This is a genomic window from Spirosoma endophyticum (assembly GCF_900112365.1).
Taxonomy (GTDB): Bacteria; Bacteroidota; Bacteroidia; order Cytophagales; family Spirosomataceae; genus Spirosoma; species Spirosoma endophyticum.
This window is the reverse complement of record NZ_FOLQ01000019.1, coordinates 67,481-86,939: the sequence shown is the minus strand read 5'-3', so window position 1 is coordinate 86,939 and position 19,459 is coordinate 67,481. Positions and strand designations below refer to the sequence as shown.

The window sequence follows — 19,459 nt, the reverse complement described above, 5'->3', positions numbered from 1 at the left end:
TTATTCTTACTACCTAATCATTCCTCATTAAATCTAAAGAAAATCTAACCTTAACACTATACCATTCGTTAAAGGGGGTATCCTATGGATATAGTATAGTACAAACAAACACGTACTCAACGTCAGCATACAACCATTATGAATGAAAATCAATTAAACAGACGCCAGGTTATTGGCGGCCTTGGTAGTGGTATTGCCGCTACCCTAATGGCATCTCCAGTGTTTGCTGATTCGGACCCTCAACTTACCGAGGGAGCTGCTCCGGCAGCGCTTGTCGATCCGACCACAAAATACCCCAAGCCTCCGTTTAAACCTCAGCCTCAACCCTGGCCGGGTCTGGCCAGTAAAATGGACCCCCGGCCCGATCATGGCGAGACCAGCTACAAAGGATCGGGACGGTTACAGGGCCGTAAAGCCTTGATTACCGGCGGTGATTCAGGTATGGGCCGAGCAGCCGCGATTGCCTATGCCCGTGAAGGAGCTGATGTAGCCATTAACTACCTACCGGCCGAGGAACCCGATGCCAAAGAGGTGATCGACCTAATCAAAAAAGAAGGGCGAAAAGCGATTGCCATTCCCGGCGATATCCGTGACGAAGCTTTTTGCAAACGACTGGTCGATGAAGCCGTGAAAGGCTTAGGTGGTTTGGATATTCTGGTCAGCAATGCCGCCCGCCAGCAAAGCCGTGAATCCATTCTTGACGTATCTTCAGAGGATTTCGACGCGACCATGAAGACGAACATTTATGCGCCTTTCTGGATTATTAAAGCCGCCCTACCGCATATGCCAGCCGGATCGTCTATCATTGGTACGACATCGGAGCAGGCTTATGACCCTTCACCCAATTTATATGATTATGCCCAAACCAAAGCAGCCACGATGAATTTTGTCAAGTCGCTGGCAAAACAGCTTGGTCCCAAAGGCATACGGGTGAACGGCGTAGCACCGGGGCCTATCTGGACGCCCTTGCAACCCAGTGGAGGAGCCACGCAGGAAAAACTAAAAACCTTTGGTGGAAATACGCCCCTGGGTCGACCTGGTCAACCCGCCGAACTAGCGTCTATTTACGTTCAACTGGCTGCAAATGATGGTAGTTATGCCACAGGGCAGGTGTACGGAGCGGCTGGTGGGGGTGGACAGCCTTAGTGAGGTCATTACGCGAAAATGAGGCAAGGTTACCAAAAAGCCATACGTATCGAAGCTTACAAAATAGAGCTTTTGCTAACGTGTTTAGGCTGGTACCAGGACCTGGATATTTTTAAGTAATACGCAAAAGCGAATAATCATGCTTTGTATTCTATTTGGCAATACAAAGCATGATTATCAGCTAATTAGTTTGATTCCTACAGGGTACTACTACTGGTCTGCGCCGTGATGTGGCTAGGCTAATCTCCCGGACCACAGAAAAACCCTATACCGTTAAAAAAGGCTTCGCTGGAATACGTTCCTGCAATCGGGCCAGCGTGACATTCGGTAATCTGGGCAAAACTAATCGCGCAAACCACTCGGCTTCTTCCATTAGGGGATACCCAGAGAAAATAAACGCTCGTATGCCCATGTCTATATACCGATTAATTTTTTCTACGATCTGATCCGCGCTACCGACTAAAGCACCACCCGCTCCCGAACGGGCTTTACCAATGTCGGTCCAGAGCAGCGGCTCCACAAAGCCGTCGTTATCGGCACCTTTACGTAGTTCATTTTGCCGCTGGACCCCCAATGACCACGAGCTTTGTGAGGCATTTTTCAGAGCGGCACCACGTACCGGGTCAAACTTCGACATAATGTGCCGGGACCAGGCCCTGGCTTCATCCTCCGTTTCCCGCACGATGATGTGAATACGCAACCCGAAATCGACCTGTCGACCATAGCGGGCTGCCCGTTCTGCTACGTCCTTCATGTTGCCATACAACAACTCCTCGGTTTCAGGCCACATCAGAAAGACATCGCAGTAACGGGCACATACATCCCGCGCTCCATCCGACGTACCGCCGAAATAGAGCAGTGGCCCGCCGTTTTGCTGATAGGGTTTTACGGGGTCGGTCGCTAAACTGATTTTACCATAGATGGGGCCATCGTGTTCAATCCGGTCCTGTGTCCAGGCCTGTTTCAGAATTTGAATGGTTTCGGCACAGCGCTGGTAGCGCAGGTTGGCGTCTTCACGATAACCAGGTAAATCAGAGTTAATAATGTTGATCGTCAACCGGCCCTCCAGCATCTGATCGAGCGAGGCCAACGTACGGGCCAGCATCGGTGGATGCATTTCTCCGCAGCGGATTGCCGTTAGTAAACTGATTTTCTGTAAGTCGGGGGCAACGCCCGCTGCGAAGGGAATAACTTCCTGACCCGTCATGTAAGACGTGGGCAATAATAGATTACTAAAGCCCAGCCGTTCGGCGGTCAATGCAATGTTCCGGCAATGGGCAAATGTACTGCGAGCAGGATCGCGAACGCTCAGAAATTCGGTATCCTCTCCGCAGAGATCAGAAAACCAGGATACCTCGCAAACACGCCCGGTTGTTCGAACAGGGACAGACTCAATTGGCTGTTGAAGCATGGACAATCCGGTTGATAGCCGTAAGTAAACTTGATAGACTAAAACGTATTAACTTCATTCAGGGCTAGGTTGGTCATGCGTTACGTGGGTTTTAGCCCGTCGATACCGATTGACACCGTAAATGACTAACCCCACAGCTCCGGCGATCGCTACGTCGCGGGCTTCCCGTCCAGAGCTGTTGCTGAGCAACCAGGCACAAAGTAACACCGCCAATCCCGAAACGACCAGTCCACCCGTTACCTGAAACTGCGCCATTGGCACGTCACTACGTCGTCGTAGTATGGGGACAGCCGCACAAGTCAGGGCAAAATAGGCGAGTCGAATCAGCGTGCTAAGCGTCAGTGCATACAGAAACGTACCCGTTATTGCCAGCAGGAGTTGCAACGCAGCCGTTAGGAGAATCGCTACGTAGGGCGTTCGAAAACGGGGATGTGTCCAGGCCAACCAGGCCGGTAATTGCTTTTGTTCGGCCATTGCAAATAGCAGGCGCGGCCCCGTCAGCATCAGCGCATGAAGCGTGCCCATTGCCGTAATTAACGCCACAATCGTGATAAACAAAGCCCCACCCGGTCCAATAAAGTGACCGGCGGCATCGGCGAGCGGACGTTCGGAATGGGTTAGATCGGGTAAGGTGCCAATACAGACAAGTTGTACCGCGATAAACAATACAGCTACGGTTCCGATAGAAATCAGCAACGACAAGGGCACCGTTCGCTGGGGTTGCTGGACCTCCCCCGCCGGTATGGCCGCAACATCGAAGCCCGAAAATGTGAAAATAAGGAGCAATACCGCCTGTGAAAAGGAGGTATAGTCAGGAAATGTAGGGAACGAAAAGGCGGCCGTATCGACAAAAAATAAGCCCACAATGGCAAAGAGACCAATCGTCAATAATTTGCTGACGGTAAATACAGTATTCACCCGCGCCGACCGCTGCACACCCAGGTAGTTTATACCGGTTACGCCAACAATCAGCGCCGTAATCAAACTTGCCCGCTCCCAGCCGCCCGCCAATTGGGGCCTGAACAGAGCCGCGTAACTAACGAACAGGTTGCAAATTGACGCAAAGGCCGCCATGCGTGATAGCCAGAACAACCAGCCGACCTCGAAGCCAACCAGTGGTCCGAAGGCAACCCGAGCGTACAGATACGGACCGCCCGTAGCGCTGAATCGACTGCTTACTTCGGCAAAACACAGGATAATCAGAACCACGACCGTCGCGCTGACAACGTAAGCGAATAAACTCCAGACACCAATCAGCGCATATAGTTTCGCGGGTAACCCCAGGATACCCGCGCCAATGGTGATGTTAATAATGAGCGCAATAAAATCGAACCGGCCAATGCCACGGAGTAGCCGGGAAGATGAATCAGGGGTATGTGCCACCCTTTATGTTGGTTTAATCGATTGGTTCATCTACCGGGGCGCTGGTCGTCCCATCGAACAAAAGCACACCAGGCTTTGTGGCTAACCTACAAAAAAGTCTTATAAAATCTGTTGGGAATACACGCTATGTTCAACCAACATGGGTAACGTAGTGTTCTCATACACCGACAGATTCGCATCTCGAACCTGCAACATAATAGGTCGGATGGTACACGTTTCTTCATCCGCACAATCATCGCAGCGAACGTAGAAATTCAGCGAGACGCAGGGTGTTGGCGCAATCGGGCCATCGATAATGCGCACCACCTGAGCCAAATTAACCCGTCCCGGATCAACACGTAGCAGATACCCGCCCCCCTTTCCCTTCTGACTCTGGAGGATGCCATGATTACGCAGTTCCAGCAGGATAGCCTCTAAGAACTTTTTAGGTATATTTTCTTTAGCTGAAATAAAGGAAATTAAGACTGGCCCTTTTCCATATTCTTCGGTAAGCACTTTTAAGGCTTTAATCGCGTACTTAGCTTTTTTCGAAATCATAGTATCGATCTAGTTTCTGGATGTAGTAGATGGGACGTAAAAGCCAAATATAAGCTACCTTTTTTACAACTCTCCTATTTCTATAGATATTAATCTCTTAAAATTTCACTCTATCTAAATAAAAAAGCCCCCACCGTTTCCGGCAGGGGCTTTCATATATCAGGCCAATCAGCGTAATCCGATAAACCTCGGTCTTACTTCACTTCTTCGTACGGCACGTCCGATACGTTGTCGCCGGCTGGCTGGCCCTGGCCGTTGGCCGAACCATTGCCGTTGCCACCGAAACCAGCTCCATCCGTTGGGTTGGCACTGGTGCCATCCGCAGCACCGGCGCTATACATTTCGGTCGAGGCCGTTGCCCAGGCAGCGTTCAACGCTTCGAGCGCCGTGTCGATGGCGGTTATATCGCGGGCACCGTGTGCCGTGCGAAGTTTAGCCAGCGCATCTTCAATCGCCGTCTTGTTACCAGCCGACAATTTATCACCGTATTCTTTCAGTTGCTTCTCGGTCTGGAACACCATTGAGTCGGCCGCGTTGACTTTCTCAACCGTTTCACGTTCCTTCTTATCTGCTTCTTCGTTGGCTTTGGCTTCTTCACGCATCCGGGTGATTTCAGCGTCGGTCAAGCCGCTCGATGCTTCAATCCGGATTTTCTGCTCTTTGCCAGTACCTTTATCTTTGGCCGTTACGTGCAGAATACCGTTGGCATCTACATCGAACGTTACTTCAATCTGAGGAACACCGCGTGGTGCTGGTGGAATATCGGACAGGATAAACCGGCCTAACTGACGGTTCTGAGCCGCCATTGGGCGTTCACCCTGCAGGATGTTGATTTCTACACTGGGCTGATTATCCGAAGCGGTCGAATAGGTTTCAACTTTCTTGCTTGGAATCGTCGTGTTAGCATCCACCATTTTGGTAAATACGCCACCCATCGTTTCGATACCCAACGACAGCGGAATTACGTCGAGCAGCAGTACGTCTTTCACTTCACCCGTCAACACACCACCCTGAATAGCCGCACCAATGGCTACAGCTTCATCGGGGTTAACGGCTTTCGAAGGCTTCCGACCGAACAGTTTTTCAACTTCTTCCTGAACTTTGGGTATTCGGGTCGAACCACCCACCAGAATAACTTCGTCAATCTGGCTAGCCGACAGACCGGAGTTTTTCAGAGCACGACGGCAAGGCTCCAGGCTCCGCTGAATCAGCGAATCGGCTAATTGCTCGAACTTGGCCCGGCTCAATGTCCGTACCAAGTGCTTGGGAATACCATTCACCGGCATGATATACGGCAGGTTGATTTCCGTCGAGTTCGAACTCGATAATTCAACTTTTGCCTTTTCAGCGGCTTCTTTCAACCGTTGCAGGGCCATTGGGTCCTGACGCAGATCGATCGCTTCGTCTTTCTTAAACTCATCGGCAAGCCAGTCGATGATCACCTGGTCGAAGTCATCACCACCGAGGTGCGTATCGCCATCGGTCGATTTTACTTCAAATACGCCATCGCCCAATTCCAGAATCGAGATATCGAACGTACCGCCACCAAGGTCAAATACGGCAATTTTCTGATCGTGGTTGGTTTTATCCAAACCATAGGCCAGCGCAGCAGCGGTTGGCTCGTTGATTATGCGTTTCACATCCAGACCGGCAATAGCACCCGCTTCTTTAGTAGCCTGACGCTCAGCATCATTAAAGTAGGCAGGCACCGTGATAACGGCTTCTGTAACAGTTTGGCCAAGGTAATCTTCGGCGGTCTGCTTCATTTTTTGCAGAATCAGCGCCGAAAGCTCCTGGGGCGTATATTGACGATCACCGATACGTACGCGGGGCGTACTGTTCGGCCCGTTCTCTACGTCGTAAGCGACATTTTTAATTTCATTCGTTACTTCACTATAGCGTTTACCCATGAAACGCTTAATCGAAGAAATCGTATTTTTTGGGTTGGTGATGGCCTGGCGTTTGGCGGGTGCACCGACTTTACGTTCGCCGTTGCCGTTGTCCATAAACGCGACCACAGACGGTGTAGTCCGGGCTCCTTCGGAGTTGGGGATTACAACCGGCTCGTTGCCTTCCATCACGGCCACGCACGAGTTCGTGGTGCCTAAGTCAATACCAATAATCTTTCCCATAACTTGGTTTAGTTTCTTGTATGCTGTGGTTAAAACTGACAGACATGTTCTATCTAACAATACAAATGCCAGCCCGGAAAATTGCCTGATTTGCTGTCAGATTGGCAGAATATAAAAGGGAAAGAGCCATATTGGCGCTCATCGGTAACTTACGGCACAAATACATGACAAATCTAGTCGTCTGTATAGCTTACATAGTGCTCCCATGTACCAACGAATAAGTCACGTAGCAACGACCCGACACCTGTCTGACCATCACTACGTGACTTACCTAGCATGAATCTGCTACTTATTTGCCGCCGAACAGGCCACCCAGCATACCACCAAGACCACCTCCGCCACCCGTCTGTTGACCAGCAGCCCGCATCAAGTCGTTCATATCCAGCTTGCCATCAGCCATAGCAGAACCGGCCATACCCATCCAATCAACCCCCTGCTGACCCGTTGCGGCTCCCAGAATCGAATTACCATCGACACTGGAATCATTCGGGTCAGAGGCTTTGTGCATTAGTTTACTCAATACCATTGGCACGACGGCACTCGCTATCGACATAGCTACTTGGGGCGAAATGCCCAGTTTCTCCATTAGGTTTTGCTCAACGTGCTGCTGGACGCCCTGTGTCACGGAGCTTTGCTGCTCACTGCCACCATTAACGACCATACCAAGCAAATTACCAAGACCACCACCCTGCGCCTGTTGCCCCAGGCCACTCAGAATGCTGCTGGTAACCGTTTGCATCACATTGTCGTTTTGCTCGTTGGGAATGGCGGGATTGTTGATTACGGCCTGGCCAGCGTGCTGCTTGACCAGATTCATTAAGGTTTCGAACATGATAATAAAGGTTTTTACTGAGTTTAACGGATAAGACTTGTAACAATCCGCATTGAAATTATATTGATTAGATACTTAACCCAGAATTGGTTAATTTGTCTTGAATCTGCCTGTACGTATGACGAACGAAGAGCCTGGAAGTAGCCATCCCAATGCCGATAATAGCCCCTTTAGCGAACAGATCAATCCTTTACTGATAGATTTACTTTATCCGAGCGAATCCGATGAACCCCTGGAAGCCGTAACCTGCTATCTCAAACAAACTGAACCATTAACGGTCAGCCAAATTAAAGATTGGCAGATGCTACCGCCTTCCATGTATGTGGAAGAAATTCCAGAAAATGACTTTTGGGAGCCAGTCACCACTGAACAGGATTGGTATACTGATGAGGAGAAAACCCGAACGGCCAAATTCCAGCAACTCAGGCAGTTTTTGGAAAAAGAATTGACAGGGCGGCAAGTGTTCCGTGTGGGCGAGACTGAAATGGACGTTTATTTGCTGGGCCGCCAAACCGACGGTGAACGGGCAGGAATCAAGACAAAAATAGTACAGACGTAGTACGGTACTCAGTTTACAGTTTACGATGGCTGACGCGAATTGCTCATGCGTCGGCCATCGTAAATTGAATCCTATAAAGCAGAAAAACCCCGGCTCATCACCGGGGTTTCATCTATACAGTTCTGTTTACTTCACTTGTTCAACAACAGCGGCAAACGCTTCCGGATGATTCATGGCCAGATCAGCCAATACTTTCCGGTTTAGTTCGATACCTGATTTATTCAGTGCACCCATGAACACGGAATACGAAAGACCATGAATCCGGGCACCTGCGTTGATCCGTTGAATCCAGAGACCCCGGAAATCACGCTTTTTGGCTTTGCGGTCGCGGTAAGCGTAGCCTAAGCCTTTTTCGACGGCGTTTTTAGCAACCGTCCAAACATTTTTACGCCGACCAAAGTACCCTTTGGCGAGCTTCATTACTTTTTTTCTACGTGCCCGTGAGGCTACGTGATTGACTGAACGTGGCATTGTTTGTAACTTGTTTTTTGACGACGGGCGGAAGAAGAACGTGCATGTAGAATGAATAGTGACGAATAATCTTTTCGTTAACTACCATTCATCATTCATCATTCATCATTCTCTTTTTTAGCCCGGCCTCGGGTGAAACGTGAAACCAGGACGCAATCGCGTCCTTTGCGATTAGTACACAACGAGTATCATTGTGTCCATCTTTTTAATTCTGACTAGATGTTCAACAGCGCTTTGATACGACGCTCATCAGGGGCAGCAACCAGCGTATCATGCACTAAATTGCGCTTTTGCTTGGTTCCTTTTTTCGTCAGAATATGACTGTGGAAGGCGTGCTTCCGTTTGATTTTTCCGGTGCCTGTCAGCTTGAAACGCTTCTTGGCAGCCGAGTTTGTTTTTACTTTTGGCATTGCAGTAAACCGCTTTGTACGGAAATTTAAGTAAACAGGGCGCAAAGATACAAAAAAAAGCTCATAATCAGCAGCTGATTGCCGTTAGTATAAAATGTTACAGATACGTTGTATTGGCTAATGACAAATACTACAAACCTACGCCAAAAACCCTGTTCCGATTTTCGTTAGAACGAATCGAAACAGGGTTATAAAAATGAAGTAGTCGAGCAGGATCAACGCTTGCTTTAGCGCTACCAGTGACTCATATGTTATTTTTTGGGAACAACCACTTTCGGCGACAGGAACATACTCATGCGCTTGCCTTCGAGTTTGGGTTCGGCTTCAATCTTGCCGTAGTCTTCCAGTCCTTTAGAAAAGCGCTCCAGCAGTTGAAAGCCCCGGTCTTTGAAGACAATGGCCCGGCCAACAAACTGAACGTAGGCTTTCACCTTCGCCCCTTCTTTCAGGAAGTTAATGGCATGTTTAAGCTTAAAATCGAAGTCGTGATCGTCGGTATTGGGACCGAAACGAATCTCTTTAATAACAACCTTTGTGGCGTTAGCCTTGATCTCTTTCTGCTTTTTCTTCTGCTCATATTTGAACTTGGAGTAGTCCACAATACGACAGACGGGCGGAACAGCATTGGGCGACACCTCAACCAGGTCGAGGTTTTGCGCTTTGGCCATTGCCTGCGCCTTACTTATTTCGTAGATTCCCTGCTCTACATTTTCACCGACCACCCGCACTTCGCGGGCCAGTATGCGCTCATTGACTTTGTAGGGTTCTTCAACCACGCGACGGGGTGGTCTGCGCTGGGGTAATGCCATAAATTGTGTTTAGCGTAACAAATGTTTGAAACTGACGTTTTAAGGTCGTTTGGATAACGTACCCACGTCTAAAAAGTTCGGAAAACTATTTAAAATACTGGTTATAATCAATAGTAATCCGTCGATAGTTGATCGAATGAATACGTCATAACCCACTATCGACGGACAACTGATAATTAAATGCTTACATCTTCACTTCTGCTTTGAACGTATTGATAAACTCTTCTACGCTCATACTACCCAAATCGCCCTGGCCTTTGCGCCGGATCGATACTTTGCCATCGGCCGCTTCCTTCTCGCCGACGATAAGCATATAGGGCACTTTATTTACTTCAGCATCGCGGATTTTACGACCGATTTTTTCATCGCGCAAATCGACAAAGCCGCGAATATCCTGCTCCTGTAAGGTAAAAAACAGGTCATTCGCGTAGCTTTCATATTTTTCCGAAATCGGCAGAATGGCAATTTGATCCGGTGAAAGCCAGAGCGGAAAATTACCACCCGAATTTTCTATCAGAATCGCAATAAATCGCTCCATCGACCCAAAAGGCGCCCGGTGAATCATCACAGGACGGTGTTTCTGATTATCCGCGCCAATGTATTCCAGTTCAAAGCGATTCGGCAGGTTGTAATCCACCTGAATTGTACCCAACTGCCACTTCCGACCCAGGGCATCACGTACCATGAAATCAAGCTTGGGACCATAGAAAGCCGCTTCACCCAATTCCGTTACCGTACGCAAGCCTTTTTCGGCTGCCGCTTCAATAATGGCCGACTCGGCTTTTTCCCACAACTCGTCGGAACCGATGTATTTCGTATTATTCTCTGGATCGCGCAATGAAATCTGGGCGCTATAGTCGTCAAACCCAAGTGATTTAAAGACATAAAGCACCAGGTCGATCACTTTCATGAACTCGTCCTTTACCTGGTCAGGTCGACAGAATATATGCGCGTCATCCTGCGTGAACCCCCGCACGCGTGTTAATCCATGCAACTCACCCGACTGCTCATAGCGATACACCGTTCCAAACTCAGCCAGCCGCAATGGCAGGTCGCGATACGAACGCGGTTTGGTTTTGTATATCTCGCAGTGATGCGGGCAATTCATAGGTTTCAGCAAAAACTCCTCGTTCGGATCAGGCGTTTTGATGGGCTGGAACGAATCTTCACCATACTTTTCCCAGTGACCCGATGTTACATACAGCTGCTTGCTACCGATATGGGGCGTAACAACCTGTAAATACCCCGCCCGCGATTGTGCCTTCCGCAGAAAATTTTCCAGCCGCTCACGTAGCATCGTGCCTTTCGGCAGCCATAAGGGAAGCCCTGCTCCTACTTTCTCCGAAAACGCGAACAACTCCAACTCTTTACCCAACTTACGGTGATCCCGCTTTTTGGCTTCTTCGAGCAGGTACAGGTATTCGTCGAGTTCTTTTTGTTTCGGATACGTAACGCCGTAAATCCGGGTCAGTTGCTTATTTTTTTCGTTGCCGCGCCAGTAGGCACCGGCTACGTTCATCAGCTTAGCCGCCTTGATAAAACCCGTGTTTGGGATGTGTGGCCCCCGGCACAGATCGGTAAAGTCGCCCTGGGTGTAGAACGTAATGGTTCCATCATCCAGGCCTTCGAGCAGGTCGAGTTTATACGGATCGCCTTTTTCCTCAAAATAAGCGATCGCATCGGTTTTGCTCATGGGCTTGCGGATGTATGGCTGTTTCTGGCGGGCCAGCTCGAGCATTTTGTCCTCTACCTTCTTGAAGTCTTCCTGCGAAAACGGCTGTCCGCCGAGGTCAACATCGTAATAGAAGCCCGTTTCAATAGCCGGTCCAATACCGAACTTCGTACCTGGGTACAAGGCTTCGAGCGCTTCAGCCAGCAAGTGAGCCGATGAATGCCAGAAGGTGGCTTTCCCCTCGGCATCATTCCACGTCAGAAGCTGCACATTGGCATCCTCTTCAATGGGTCGGGTAGCATCCTGCACGACACCGTTCACTTTGGCGGCCAGTACGTTACGGGCAAGCCCTTCGCTAATTTGGGTAGCAATATCCAACCCGCTACTACCTTTGGGATACTGCCGAACGCTACCGTCGGGCAGCGTCACGCGGATTTGTTCGTCCTGCGCAATCATACTTGTACTTATTTATTTGTGGGCACCCGCGGCTTACCTACAACTGTAAACCACTTACTTTTTTCTGTATGCTATAAGAAGCATGATATAGGATATAAAGGACAGAAATACATCATACTTCATATCGCATACATCCTACATCAATTCAACGGTTTTACAGCTCGCTGAAGCGAATCGCCTGATCTGGATGTAACCTTTGTTTTCGGCTGAATCGTCATAATACGAACACGGGTCGTATCTATTTCGGTTCGCTTTCTGGCTGTCTGCACCTGTTCATCAGGCGCATCCGGCAAAAGTAATGAGTTATATGAATTTTGCGCGTATTGTCGCCGTCTCGATCGCCATAATCCTGCCGCAGCCTGCCGATCGGCTACGTTCTGTGTGGTCGCTTTGGTGTAGGCAGCAATGGCCTGATCGTACTGACCCATTTGCTCAAAACAATAACCAATATACGTATCAATACGTGGAAACTGGGGGCGAAGTTGCTGTACTCGCTGATAGTTGGCCTGGGCGGCATCATACCGGCGGTATTTCTGATTAATTAACCCCATCTGAAAAAAAGCCTGATAGTAACTCGGCTGTACCTGCACGGTTTGCTGGTACGAAGCAATCGCGCTATCAAGCTTGCCTTCTACGTGGTAGATCAAGCCCCGTCCGTAATAGAGTCTAGGATTATTGGGAAAATACTGCAAGGCCTGCCTGTTATAGACAAGCGCCGAATTTGGATCACGCAGCACGCGATAAATGGACGCTAACTGACTGTACGTCTCCAAATAACGAGGCTTAAGCCGAAGCGACTGCTGATAAAGCGCGAGTGCCTGTAACGTATCACCCTGGCGAGCGGCCATCAGCCCTTTGAAAAAATACGCTTCGCCATCGTATGGAGCCATTTGAAGGGCTTTTGCTACGTATAATTTTGCTTTATCGAACTGATTTTGTTGCTGCAGCAAATCACCCTGCAATGTATAAAGTTCAGGTGTATCGACACCCAGAATTTCAGCGCGCTGTGCATTCTGAAGCGCTCTGTCAGGTTGGTTCAACGCCCGCAGAATCTGAGCGCGGGTTAGGTAATAGAATCCGGCATTATCGTTTCGGCTAATGGCTTCGTCAATATCGGCAAGGGCATCCGTTATCCGTCCCATCGCCAGTAGAATAACGGCCCGTTTGGCGTAGGCCGACGCAGGTGACGATTGATTAATAGCATGCGTTAGCGCGCGCAATGCCCCTTCCGCACGACTACTGTCGCCGGGCTTTGGGAAATCCGGTATGCTGGCGGTCTGCCGGTTATCGCTCCCACAGGAAAATAGTAAAAGCGAAAGAGTGAATGAGTAAAAGAGCGAAAGAAACTTACGCCAACCTTCCGCCCAATCTGGTTTTCGCTTTTTCGCACTTTCGCACTTTCGCTCTTTCATAAACTCGACGCGAACCGATAAAATACGCCCAAAGGTAATCGTTTATGTGCCTGATCGGCCACGAATAACTCGCCCCATTCGGAGTTCGGTACGTTGCCAAACGTTTGCTGCATGAGGTTCTCTAAAATGAGCGACGAGAACCCGAGTGAATACAGGTTTATGATGAAGAAAAAATCGGTGCGGTCGAGTAAATCAGCACAGGATTTGAGCAGATCATTAAGCTGTTCTTCAAGTACCCACTTTTCACCATCGGGACCACGGCCGTAGGCGGGTGGGTCCAGAATGATGCCATTGTATTTATTTCCCCGCCGAACCTCGCGACGAACGAATTTTACGGCATCTTCAACCACCCAGCGAATGTTATCCAGCTCGCTATGGTCCATATTTTCCCGCGCCCAGCTAATCACGGGCTTCACGGCATCAACGTGGGTTACATCAGCTCCTGCCTGACGAGCCGCCAGCGACGCCCCGCCTGTGTAAGCAAACAGATTTAGTACTTTTGGCCGGGCTACGTTCTCCGAAATAGTTTTTATTCTATCATGGATAAAAACCCAGTTATCAGCCTGCTCAGGAAATAAGCCTACGTGCTTAAACGTCGTCAGTGCCAGTTTAAACTTAAGGTTTAAGCCATCCTGCTGAAATTTAACGTACCACGGATCGCGCATGTCGGGCGTAGTTTGCCAGTCACCCCGTTCTGGCGATTGCCGGTCGCGCCGAAAAATGGCGTGCGCCCGACGTTCCCAATCCGCATCGGACAGCGATTTGTCCCAGATGGCCTGCGGTTCGGGTCGGGCCAGAATAAACTCGCCAAAACGTTCGAGTTTCTGGAAATTACCCGAGTCGATCAGTTCATATTCAGACCAAGCCCTGGGTGTAATCAATTGAATGTCAGCCATAAATTTTTTAATTATGAATGATAAATGATGAATTATTTTTTAGCATACTAATTCATCATTTATCATTCATAATTCTCTTTCTGTCCCATTTTTAAAATCAACTCAAATTCATCGGGACGGATGGGCATGACCGACAACCGCGATTGCCTGATAAGACTAATGTTTGCCAGTAACGGTTCAGCCTTAATTAGGGCCAGCGGGACGGGTTTGTCCAGGAGCATTATCGGTTCAAGATCAACAACTACCCACCCGAATTTGGCTTGAGCAGGCTCGTTGGCCACAGTAGGATCAGGATAGGCCTCCTGCACTACTTTCGCCAAACCAACAACACCGGGCTTGATAACGCTATGGTAAAACAAAACCTGATCGCCTAGTTGCATGGCTTTCAGATTATTACGTGCCTGATAATTACGAACGCCTTCCCAGATGGCGCGACCCTGTTCAATAAAGTGATGCCACCCGTAGTGGTCGGGTTCAGATTTAACGAGCCAGTAGTTCAAACTAAGTAAAGAATGTAGCCGGGGCCGCCCGTGCGGTGAAAAGTGAAGAACAAGGTAGAGAAGCTATTTTTCACTTTTCACCGCACGGGCGGCCCCGGCTACATTCTTCACTGTTTTTTCAATAATAATCGTCGTGTTCCTGACTGCTGCCGAACGGTGAGCCGTATTCATCGGCATCATCGTCGTAACGCGAAACAGGCCCTTTCGTTGCCAGTGCTTTCTGCAGGATCATAATCTGCCCCGTATGATACATATCGTGATTGATTATCCCATGCAGCATGTCATAATACGTGTAGTCACGACCGGGCACTATATCCTCCAGGAACTCATCGTCGTCACGCTTATCCAGCTCGTTGATGAGTTCTTCCTGACTTAAACTCAATTCCATTTCGAGAGCTTCCCACTCAAAATCGTCAATTTTATCAGGCAAAGCCCCAAAGTTTTTGTCGGGCGTCGTAATATCAAATTTTTCATCGCCCTGCATTTTCTTCACGCAGAAAATGCGCCAGCTGGTCATGTGGAAAACCAGTTCGGCAATGCTGTGGGTATTGGGAGAAATCCGTCGTCCGGCCATATCGGGCGTTACGCCCCGCAACACGTCAACAACGGAGGGACCATGCCAGGCTTCCTCTCCTTCGTATGTCGTGTTTAAAAGATCTATAATGCGGATTAGTTCGTCGTTGGGAATCATAAGTGAGTATGAATAATTCGCAAAGGTAAATCAATATTGACAGGCTTCCGAAAAAAAAGCCACGGAAACGCGCTGTCTACTGTTGCTCAAACGACTATAACTTTGGGGTACAAACCAAAAATAGAGTAGCCTGTTTCGCCGTAAACGAATCATACTTATCGCCAATTATATGAAGACAGCACACGTAGAATTCCAGCTTATCTCCGCTCCAAATTGCCTTTTTCCGGCTGCGGGCGGACAACATACACGTCGAGCAACGCGTAGGGCCGAGCCAGATACTCCCGAATAAGGGTACGTAGTGAATAGCCGTCGGGGACGTCCTGAGCAGCAAAGGCGATGGCTTCCATCCCTTCATGATTGCCGATGTAGAGGGCACGGGCGTTGTGGAAATTTTGGGAGATAATCGTGATTTTCTCCTGATTGAATACGTCCTTGCAACGTACTACCGAATCAAACGTGCGGTAACCGGCATAATCCAGCGTCATGACCGACGCTGGGACACCAAGTTTCACCAGTGCCCGCTGCATGTCTACCGGTTCATTATAATACTCTGAATCATTGTTTCCACTTAGAATCAGGTACTTCACTTTTCCCTCTTTCCAGAGCCGGGCCGTAGCCTCCATCCTGTACCGAAAGAACAGATTTTCTTTGCCCGTCCTGACAAATTTACTGGTACCCAATACCAGACCAACCTCATTGGACGGCAATTCGCTGACGTTGAAATAGATTTGATTTCGTGTACTGCTAACCACCCACCAGTTGCAAATAAGCACGACCGTTGCGCCAAAAAAAAGGCACACAATACCGATTTTGATGGTCAGTTTGACCACCCGGACCCCCACGGCTTCCTGGGGCGGATCGTCGCTGTACTTAGTGGCCAAGGTCGTGTTCATTCATTTACATGCTAAAATGCGGATTTTCAATTAGCCCAACCACATTACCAAAGGGATCTCTGGTAGTTGCAGTTTTAATTCCATCGCCCACATCCTGAATGCCGGTGTGGGTAGTCGCACCCAAAGTAAGGAAATGTTGCAGACCATCTTCGATGTTGGCAACACCCCAATACGTGATCGTACTGCCATCGGCAATCTGTGCAGCAGGGTCGAGCCCCAATTCGTAACCTCCCACGTTAAAACCTACATAGAACGGCTGGTCGAAATACGGTTCAATGCCTAATGCCTTCGCATACCACTCTTTTGTGCTAGTAAGATCCGGAGCCGCGTAAATTACCGTTCGTAATCCTAACAAAGGTTTATCCATCACATAGTGAGCATTTGCGGCCTTACTTCTGTTAAGAAAACAAGCCTAATTGTACGGACTCCTTAGCCTCTGATTCCGTTGCAACTTCACCAATGGTTTCAATAATCAGAGGGGTTTTAGCAGCCTCTTTGACCACTTTTGGCGCCAGTAGTTTAACTTCTTTCACTTTAACGTAGGGCAGTTTGGTCCCCAGGGCTTTCCAGCCCCGTATATCAATAAAGCCTTCCGGTTCCAGCACCATTTTCTCCACGGGTCCCCGATCTTTCACCTGGTGCTGAAGTTCGATACGTGGATGACTATCGGCCGTCACGGCTAAGGCCTTCGACCCTTTTGTGTCGCCAATAAAGCTGAATTTCTTATCCAGCGTCGTTGTCTCAACCTTAAATCGCTTCACATACCATGCTTTCTGAACCGCTTCATAGTATATCGCAGAGATCACCGTTTCGGGATCAAACTTCTGTAAAATGGCAATCTCATTCGGCTCGTATCGATTGGTCAGGTCAAAACTTGTCAGTTCGTACTGGCCTTCCTTATACACAACCAGGATGCTGTCCTTAGCGTCGAAGTTACCCAGTAATTTACCACGCTCGTCCCGGTTAAGTCGCCCAAGGTGTTCATCATACCAGATATCGACACCACCAAGCGTCGATACACCACCCGTTTTCTGCGTGATTTTCCGAACCGGATATTTCGTCAGAATGTTGCCCTGCGCCGAGCGATTTTTGATCGCAATGGACGCAAAATCAAAGTCGAACTGTTTGATCTTGGCCGAACTCTGCGCTGTCAGATTTACGGTAATGACTTCGGCTTCGCCGTTATCGTTCGCACTGAAATACGTCAGTTTCGATTTGGGGTTGCCCATCGTCAAATCGTACTCGCGGTCACGCGTAACACCCGTGACGGGGAATCGTTTGGCCATCGAAATGCCTGACTTCCCGTCCAGATAAATCATATTGTATATCTTACGCTCGTCGTTTTTCTTGAATACGGCTACGTATACAATATCCTTTCCGACAAACACCTTATCAGCCACTTTCACAACCATGCACTTGCCATCGCGCCGGAATACGATGATGTCATCAATGTCGGAGCAATCGCTAACGTACTCATCTTTCTTCAGACCAGAGCCGATGAAGCCCCCTTCGCGATCAACGTACAGTTTCTGGTTGGCAGCCGCCACTACGCTCGCAGCAATGGTGTTGAACGCCCGGATTTCGGTTTTGCGTTCGCGGCCTTTACCATACTTCTTTTGCAGGTCTTTGTAATAGGCAATGGCATACCGCGTGATGTTGGCCAGATTGTCTTCGGTCTCTGCCAGTTCCTGCTCCAGCCGACGCATCAACTCCTCCGCCTTGAACCCATCGAACTTGGAAATCCGCTTGATTTTAATTTCTGTCAGGCGGATCAGGTCATCCTGAACGATAGCCCGATAAAACTGCTTTTTGAATGGTTTAAGCGCTTTGTCAATCGTTTCCAGAACAGCCTCGAACGTTTCGCACTCTTCGATTTTGCGATAAATCCGATTCTCAATGAAAATCTTTTCGAGCGAACTGTATAGTAATCGCTCCAATAACTCACTACGACGAATTTCCAGCTCACGTTGCAGCAACTGCACCGTTTGATGGGTATTGACCCGCAGGATCTGCGAGACGCTGACAAAATGGGGCTTGTCGCCGATGATTACACAGGCGTTGGGCGAAATGGACACCTCACAATCGGTGAAGGCGTAGAGCGCATCAATCGTTACGTCGGGTGAGACGCCGGGTTGCAAATGCACCAGAATCTCGACGTCTCTGGCGGTGTTATCGACCACGGCCGCTACGTTCCGGCTTGGGGCTTTAATACGTATTTTTCCTACCTCGGCCGCCTTTACAATCGAATCGATCAATTGCGAGGTCGTTATGCCGTAGGGCACATCGCGAATGGCGAGGGTCTTTTTATCAATTTCTTCAATTTTAGCCCTTACCCGCACCTTGCCACCGCGATGACCATCGTTGTAATTACTGACGTCGATATGGCCTCCGGTCTGAAAGTCGGGGAATAGCGAGATTGGCTTATCTTTCAGAATATTGATGGACGCGTCAATCAGTTCATTGAAGTTGTGCGGCAGAATTTTGGTTGAAAGCCCAACCGCAATGCCTTCAACACCCTGCGCCAGCAGCAATGGAAACTTAACGGGTAACGTAACAGGTTCGCGTTTACGACCGTCGTAGGATAATTGCCATTCTGTGGTTTTATCGTTGTAAACAGCATCCTGCGCAAACTTGGAGAGCCGTACTTCAATGTAACGCGGAGCAGCCGCGCCATCGCCCGTCCGGACATCACCCCAGCTTCCCTGCGTATCGAATAAGAGTTCTTTTTGACCAATATTGACCAGGGCCTCACCAATAGAGGCATCGCCGTGGGGGTGAAACTGCATCGTCTGCCCAATCACGTTGGCCACCTTGTTGAAGCGACCATCGTCCATCTCTTTGAGCGCGTGCAGAATCCGACGCTGAACGGGTTTCAGCCCATCTTCTACGGCAGGCACCGCCCGTTCGAGAATGACGTAGGATGCGTAATCGAGAAAATAGTTTTCATATAGGCCCGACACGACCGTCTGATCATGCAGGGCCTGGGTAGGTGGTTCACTTGGCGTATCAGTCAGCTCAACGGCGTCGGTCGGTACAGTTTCGTCGGCAGTTAACTCCGCGTCGGGCTGCAGTTGATCGTCGTCCATTGGTAGTTCATTTTCTTCGTTTGTCATTGACTTGTTGCAGGAACTATTCCACTAGATTTATTGGCGGATATGGTGAACGTTACGTATAATGTTCGACTCCTTAAATATACAAAGAAAAGTTGAAAAAACAGGCACCAAAAGCTCAAAAAGGCCAATTCTAATG

18 protein-coding genes are annotated in these 19,459 nt (G+C 49.1%); 2 read left to right on the top strand and 16 right to left on the bottom strand.

Annotated features, from left to right (window positions below; genetic code table 11):
* The first annotated feature begins 138 nt into the window (after nucleotides 1–138).
* Nucleotides 139–1,146 carry an SDR family oxidoreductase gene (locus BM202_RS28930; protein ID WP_093832785.1) on the top strand — a complete coding sequence of 336 codons (1,008 nt, stop codon included), beginning with the start codon at nucleotides 139–141 and terminating at the stop codon, nucleotides 1,144–1,146.
* A gap of 265 nt (nucleotides 1,147–1,411) precedes the next feature.
* On the opposite strand, the gene BM202_RS28925 is transcribed toward BM202_RS28930, so the two are convergent.
* The 5 genes from BM202_RS28925 to BM202_RS28905 all read right to left on the bottom strand — a co-directional run bounded on the left by BM202_RS28925 (nucleotide 1,412) and on the right by BM202_RS28905 (nucleotide 7,441).
* On the bottom strand, nucleotides 1,412–2,557 hold the full coding sequence (locus BM202_RS28925) for an LLM class flavin-dependent oxidoreductase (RefSeq protein WP_093832783.1): 1,146 nt from the start codon (nucleotides 2,555–2,557) through the stop codon (nucleotides 1,412–1,414).
* A gap of 54 nt (nucleotides 2,558–2,611) precedes the next feature.
* Complete coding sequence (locus tag BM202_RS28920) at nucleotides 2,612–3,940, bottom strand: APC family permease (protein WP_093832781.1); 1,329 nt, start codon at nucleotides 3,938–3,940, stop codon at nucleotides 2,612–2,614.
* A 99-nt stretch (nucleotides 3,941–4,039) separates the two neighbouring features.
* On the bottom strand, nucleotides 4,040–4,477 hold the full coding sequence (locus tag BM202_RS28915; RefSeq protein ID WP_093832779.1) for an RrF2 family transcriptional regulator: 438 nt from the start codon (nucleotides 4,475–4,477) through the stop codon (nucleotides 4,040–4,042).
* Nucleotides 4,478–4,671: 194 nt separating this feature from the next.
* On the bottom strand, nucleotides 4,672–6,609 hold the full coding sequence (gene dnaK, locus BM202_RS28910) for a molecular chaperone DnaK (RefSeq protein ID WP_093832777.1): 1,938 nt from the start codon (nucleotides 6,607–6,609) through the stop codon (nucleotides 4,672–4,674).
* Nucleotides 6,610–6,898: 289 nt separating this feature from the next.
* Complete coding sequence (locus BM202_RS28905; RefSeq protein ID WP_093832775.1) at nucleotides 6,899–7,441, bottom strand: DUF937 domain-containing protein; 543 nt, start codon at nucleotides 7,439–7,441, stop codon at nucleotides 6,899–6,901.
* Between the two features lie 118 nt (nucleotides 7,442–7,559).
* Here BM202_RS28905 and BM202_RS28900 point away from each other — a divergent pair, with 118 nt between their 5' ends.
* A complete protein-coding gene (locus BM202_RS28900) occupies nucleotides 7,560–8,000 on the top strand; it encodes a nuclease A inhibitor family protein (RefSeq protein ID WP_093832773.1) in 441 nt (146 codons plus the stop codon).
* Nucleotides 8,001–8,126: 126 nt separating this feature from the next.
* On the opposite strand, the gene rplT is transcribed toward BM202_RS28900, so the two are convergent.
* The 11 genes from rplT to BM202_RS28840 all read right to left on the bottom strand — a co-directional run bounded on the left by rplT (nucleotide 8,127) and on the right by BM202_RS28840 (nucleotide 19,323).
* Nucleotides 8,127–8,471, bottom strand: a complete 345-nt coding sequence (gene rplT / locus BM202_RS28895) for a 50S ribosomal protein L20 (protein ID WP_093832771.1) — start codon at nucleotides 8,469–8,471, stop codon at nucleotides 8,127–8,129.
* 215 nt (nucleotides 8,472–8,686) lie between these two features.
* A complete protein-coding gene (rpmI, locus tag BM202_RS28890; RefSeq protein WP_093832769.1) occupies nucleotides 8,687–8,881 on the bottom strand; it encodes a 50S ribosomal protein L35 in 195 nt (64 codons plus the stop codon).
* Between the two features lie 251 nt (nucleotides 8,882–9,132).
* A complete protein-coding gene (gene infC / locus BM202_RS28880; protein ID WP_093832765.1) occupies nucleotides 9,133–9,690 on the bottom strand; it encodes a translation initiation factor IF-3 in 558 nt (185 codons plus the stop codon).
* A gap of 184 nt (nucleotides 9,691–9,874) precedes the next feature.
* Complete coding sequence (gene thrS / locus BM202_RS28875) at nucleotides 9,875–11,818, bottom strand: threonine--tRNA ligase (RefSeq protein WP_093832763.1); 1,944 nt, start codon at nucleotides 11,816–11,818, stop codon at nucleotides 9,875–9,877.
* Between the two features lie 140 nt (nucleotides 11,819–11,958).
* Nucleotides 11,959–13,230, bottom strand: coding sequence for a tetratricopeptide repeat protein (locus BM202_RS28870; RefSeq protein ID WP_093832761.1), 1,272 nt, complete (start codon nucleotides 13,228–13,230; stop codon nucleotides 11,959–11,961).
* The gene (locus tag BM202_RS28865; protein ID WP_093832759.1) at nucleotides 13,227–14,126 is read right to left on the bottom strand and encodes a class I SAM-dependent methyltransferase; all 900 of its coding nucleotides are present in this window, start codon (nucleotides 14,124–14,126) and stop codon (nucleotides 13,227–13,229) included. Before BM202_RS28865 ends, BM202_RS28870 begins: the two co-directional genes overlap by 4 nt.
* A gap of 62 nt (nucleotides 14,127–14,188) precedes the next feature.
* On the bottom strand, nucleotides 14,189–14,626 hold the full coding sequence (locus BM202_RS28860; protein WP_093832757.1) for an EVE domain-containing protein: 438 nt from the start codon (nucleotides 14,624–14,626) through the stop codon (nucleotides 14,189–14,191).
* Between the two features lie 118 nt (nucleotides 14,627–14,744).
* On the bottom strand, nucleotides 14,745–15,317 hold the full coding sequence (locus BM202_RS28855) for a DinB family protein (RefSeq protein WP_093832755.1): 573 nt from the start codon (nucleotides 15,315–15,317) through the stop codon (nucleotides 14,745–14,747).
* 197 nt (nucleotides 15,318–15,514) lie between these two features.
* The gene (locus BM202_RS28850) at nucleotides 15,515–16,210 is read right to left on the bottom strand and encodes a SanA/YdcF family protein (protein ID WP_093832753.1); all 696 of its coding nucleotides are present in this window, start codon (nucleotides 16,208–16,210) and stop codon (nucleotides 15,515–15,517) included.
* A 4-nt stretch (nucleotides 16,211–16,214) separates the two neighbouring features.
* Nucleotides 16,215–16,577, bottom strand: a complete 363-nt coding sequence (locus BM202_RS28845) for a VOC family protein (protein ID WP_177236715.1) — start codon at nucleotides 16,575–16,577, stop codon at nucleotides 16,215–16,217.
* Nucleotides 16,578–16,608: 31 nt separating this feature from the next.
* Nucleotides 16,609–19,323, bottom strand: coding sequence for a DNA gyrase/topoisomerase IV subunit A (locus BM202_RS28840; RefSeq protein WP_093832749.1), 2,715 nt, complete (start codon nucleotides 19,321–19,323; stop codon nucleotides 16,609–16,611).
* Nucleotides 19,324–19,459: the final 136 nt, after the last annotated feature.

Excerpts from the sequence above, each read along its gene's own strand:
- BM202_RS28900 (WP_093832773.1), top strand. The coding sequence starts at position 7,560 with ATGACGAACGAAGAGCCTGGAAGTAGCCATCCCAATGCCGATAATAGC.
- BM202_RS28930 (WP_093832785.1), top strand. The coding sequence starts at position 139 with ATGAATGAAAATCAATTAAACAGACGCCAGGTTATTGGCGGCCTTGGT.
- BM202_RS28865 (WP_093832759.1), bottom strand. The coding sequence starts at position 14,126 with ATGGCTGACATTCAATTGATTACACCCAGGGCTTGGTCTGAATATGAA.
- rplT (WP_093832771.1), bottom strand. The coding sequence starts at position 8,471 with ATGCCACGTTCAGTCAATCACGTAGCCTCACGGGCACGTAGAAAAAAA.
- BM202_RS28905 (WP_093832775.1), bottom strand. The coding sequence starts at position 7,441 with ATGTTCGAAACCTTAATGAATCTGGTCAAGCAGCACGCTGGCCAGGCC.
- infC (WP_093832765.1), bottom strand. The coding sequence starts at position 9,690 with ATGGCATTACCCCAGCGCAGACCACCCCGTCGCGTGGTTGAAGAACCC.
- BM202_RS28850 (WP_093832753.1), bottom strand. The coding sequence starts at position 16,210 with ATGAACACGACCTTGGCCACTAAGTACAGCGACGATCCGCCCCAGGAA.
- dnaK (WP_093832777.1), bottom strand. The coding sequence starts at position 6,609 with ATGGGAAAGATTATTGGTATTGACTTAGGCACCACGAACTCGTGCGTG.
- BM202_RS28840 (WP_093832749.1), bottom strand. The coding sequence starts at position 19,323 with ATGACAAACGAAGAAAATGAACTACCAATGGACGACGATCAACTGCAG.
- rpmI (WP_093832769.1), bottom strand. The coding sequence starts at position 8,881 with ATGCCAAAAGTAAAAACAAACTCGGCTGCCAAGAAGCGTTTCAAGCTG.
- BM202_RS28870 (WP_093832761.1), bottom strand. The coding sequence starts at position 13,230 with ATGAAAGAGCGAAAGTGCGAAAGTGCGAAAAAGCGAAAACCAGATTGG.
- BM202_RS28915 (WP_093832779.1), bottom strand. The coding sequence starts at position 4,477 with ATGATTTCGAAAAAAGCTAAGTACGCGATTAAAGCCTTAAAAGTGCTT.
- BM202_RS28925 (WP_093832783.1), bottom strand. The coding sequence starts at position 2,557 with ATGCTTCAACAGCCAATTGAGTCTGTCCCTGTTCGAACAACCGGGCGT.
- BM202_RS28855 (WP_093832755.1), bottom strand. The coding sequence starts at position 15,317 with ATGATTCCCAACGACGAACTAATCCGCATTATAGATCTTTTAAACACG.
- thrS (WP_093832763.1), bottom strand. The coding sequence starts at position 11,818 with ATGATTGCGCAGGACGAACAAATCCGCGTGACGCTGCCCGACGGTAGC.
- BM202_RS28845 (WP_177236715.1), bottom strand. The coding sequence starts at position 16,577 with ATGGATAAACCTTTGTTAGGATTACGAACGGTAATTTACGCGGCTCCG.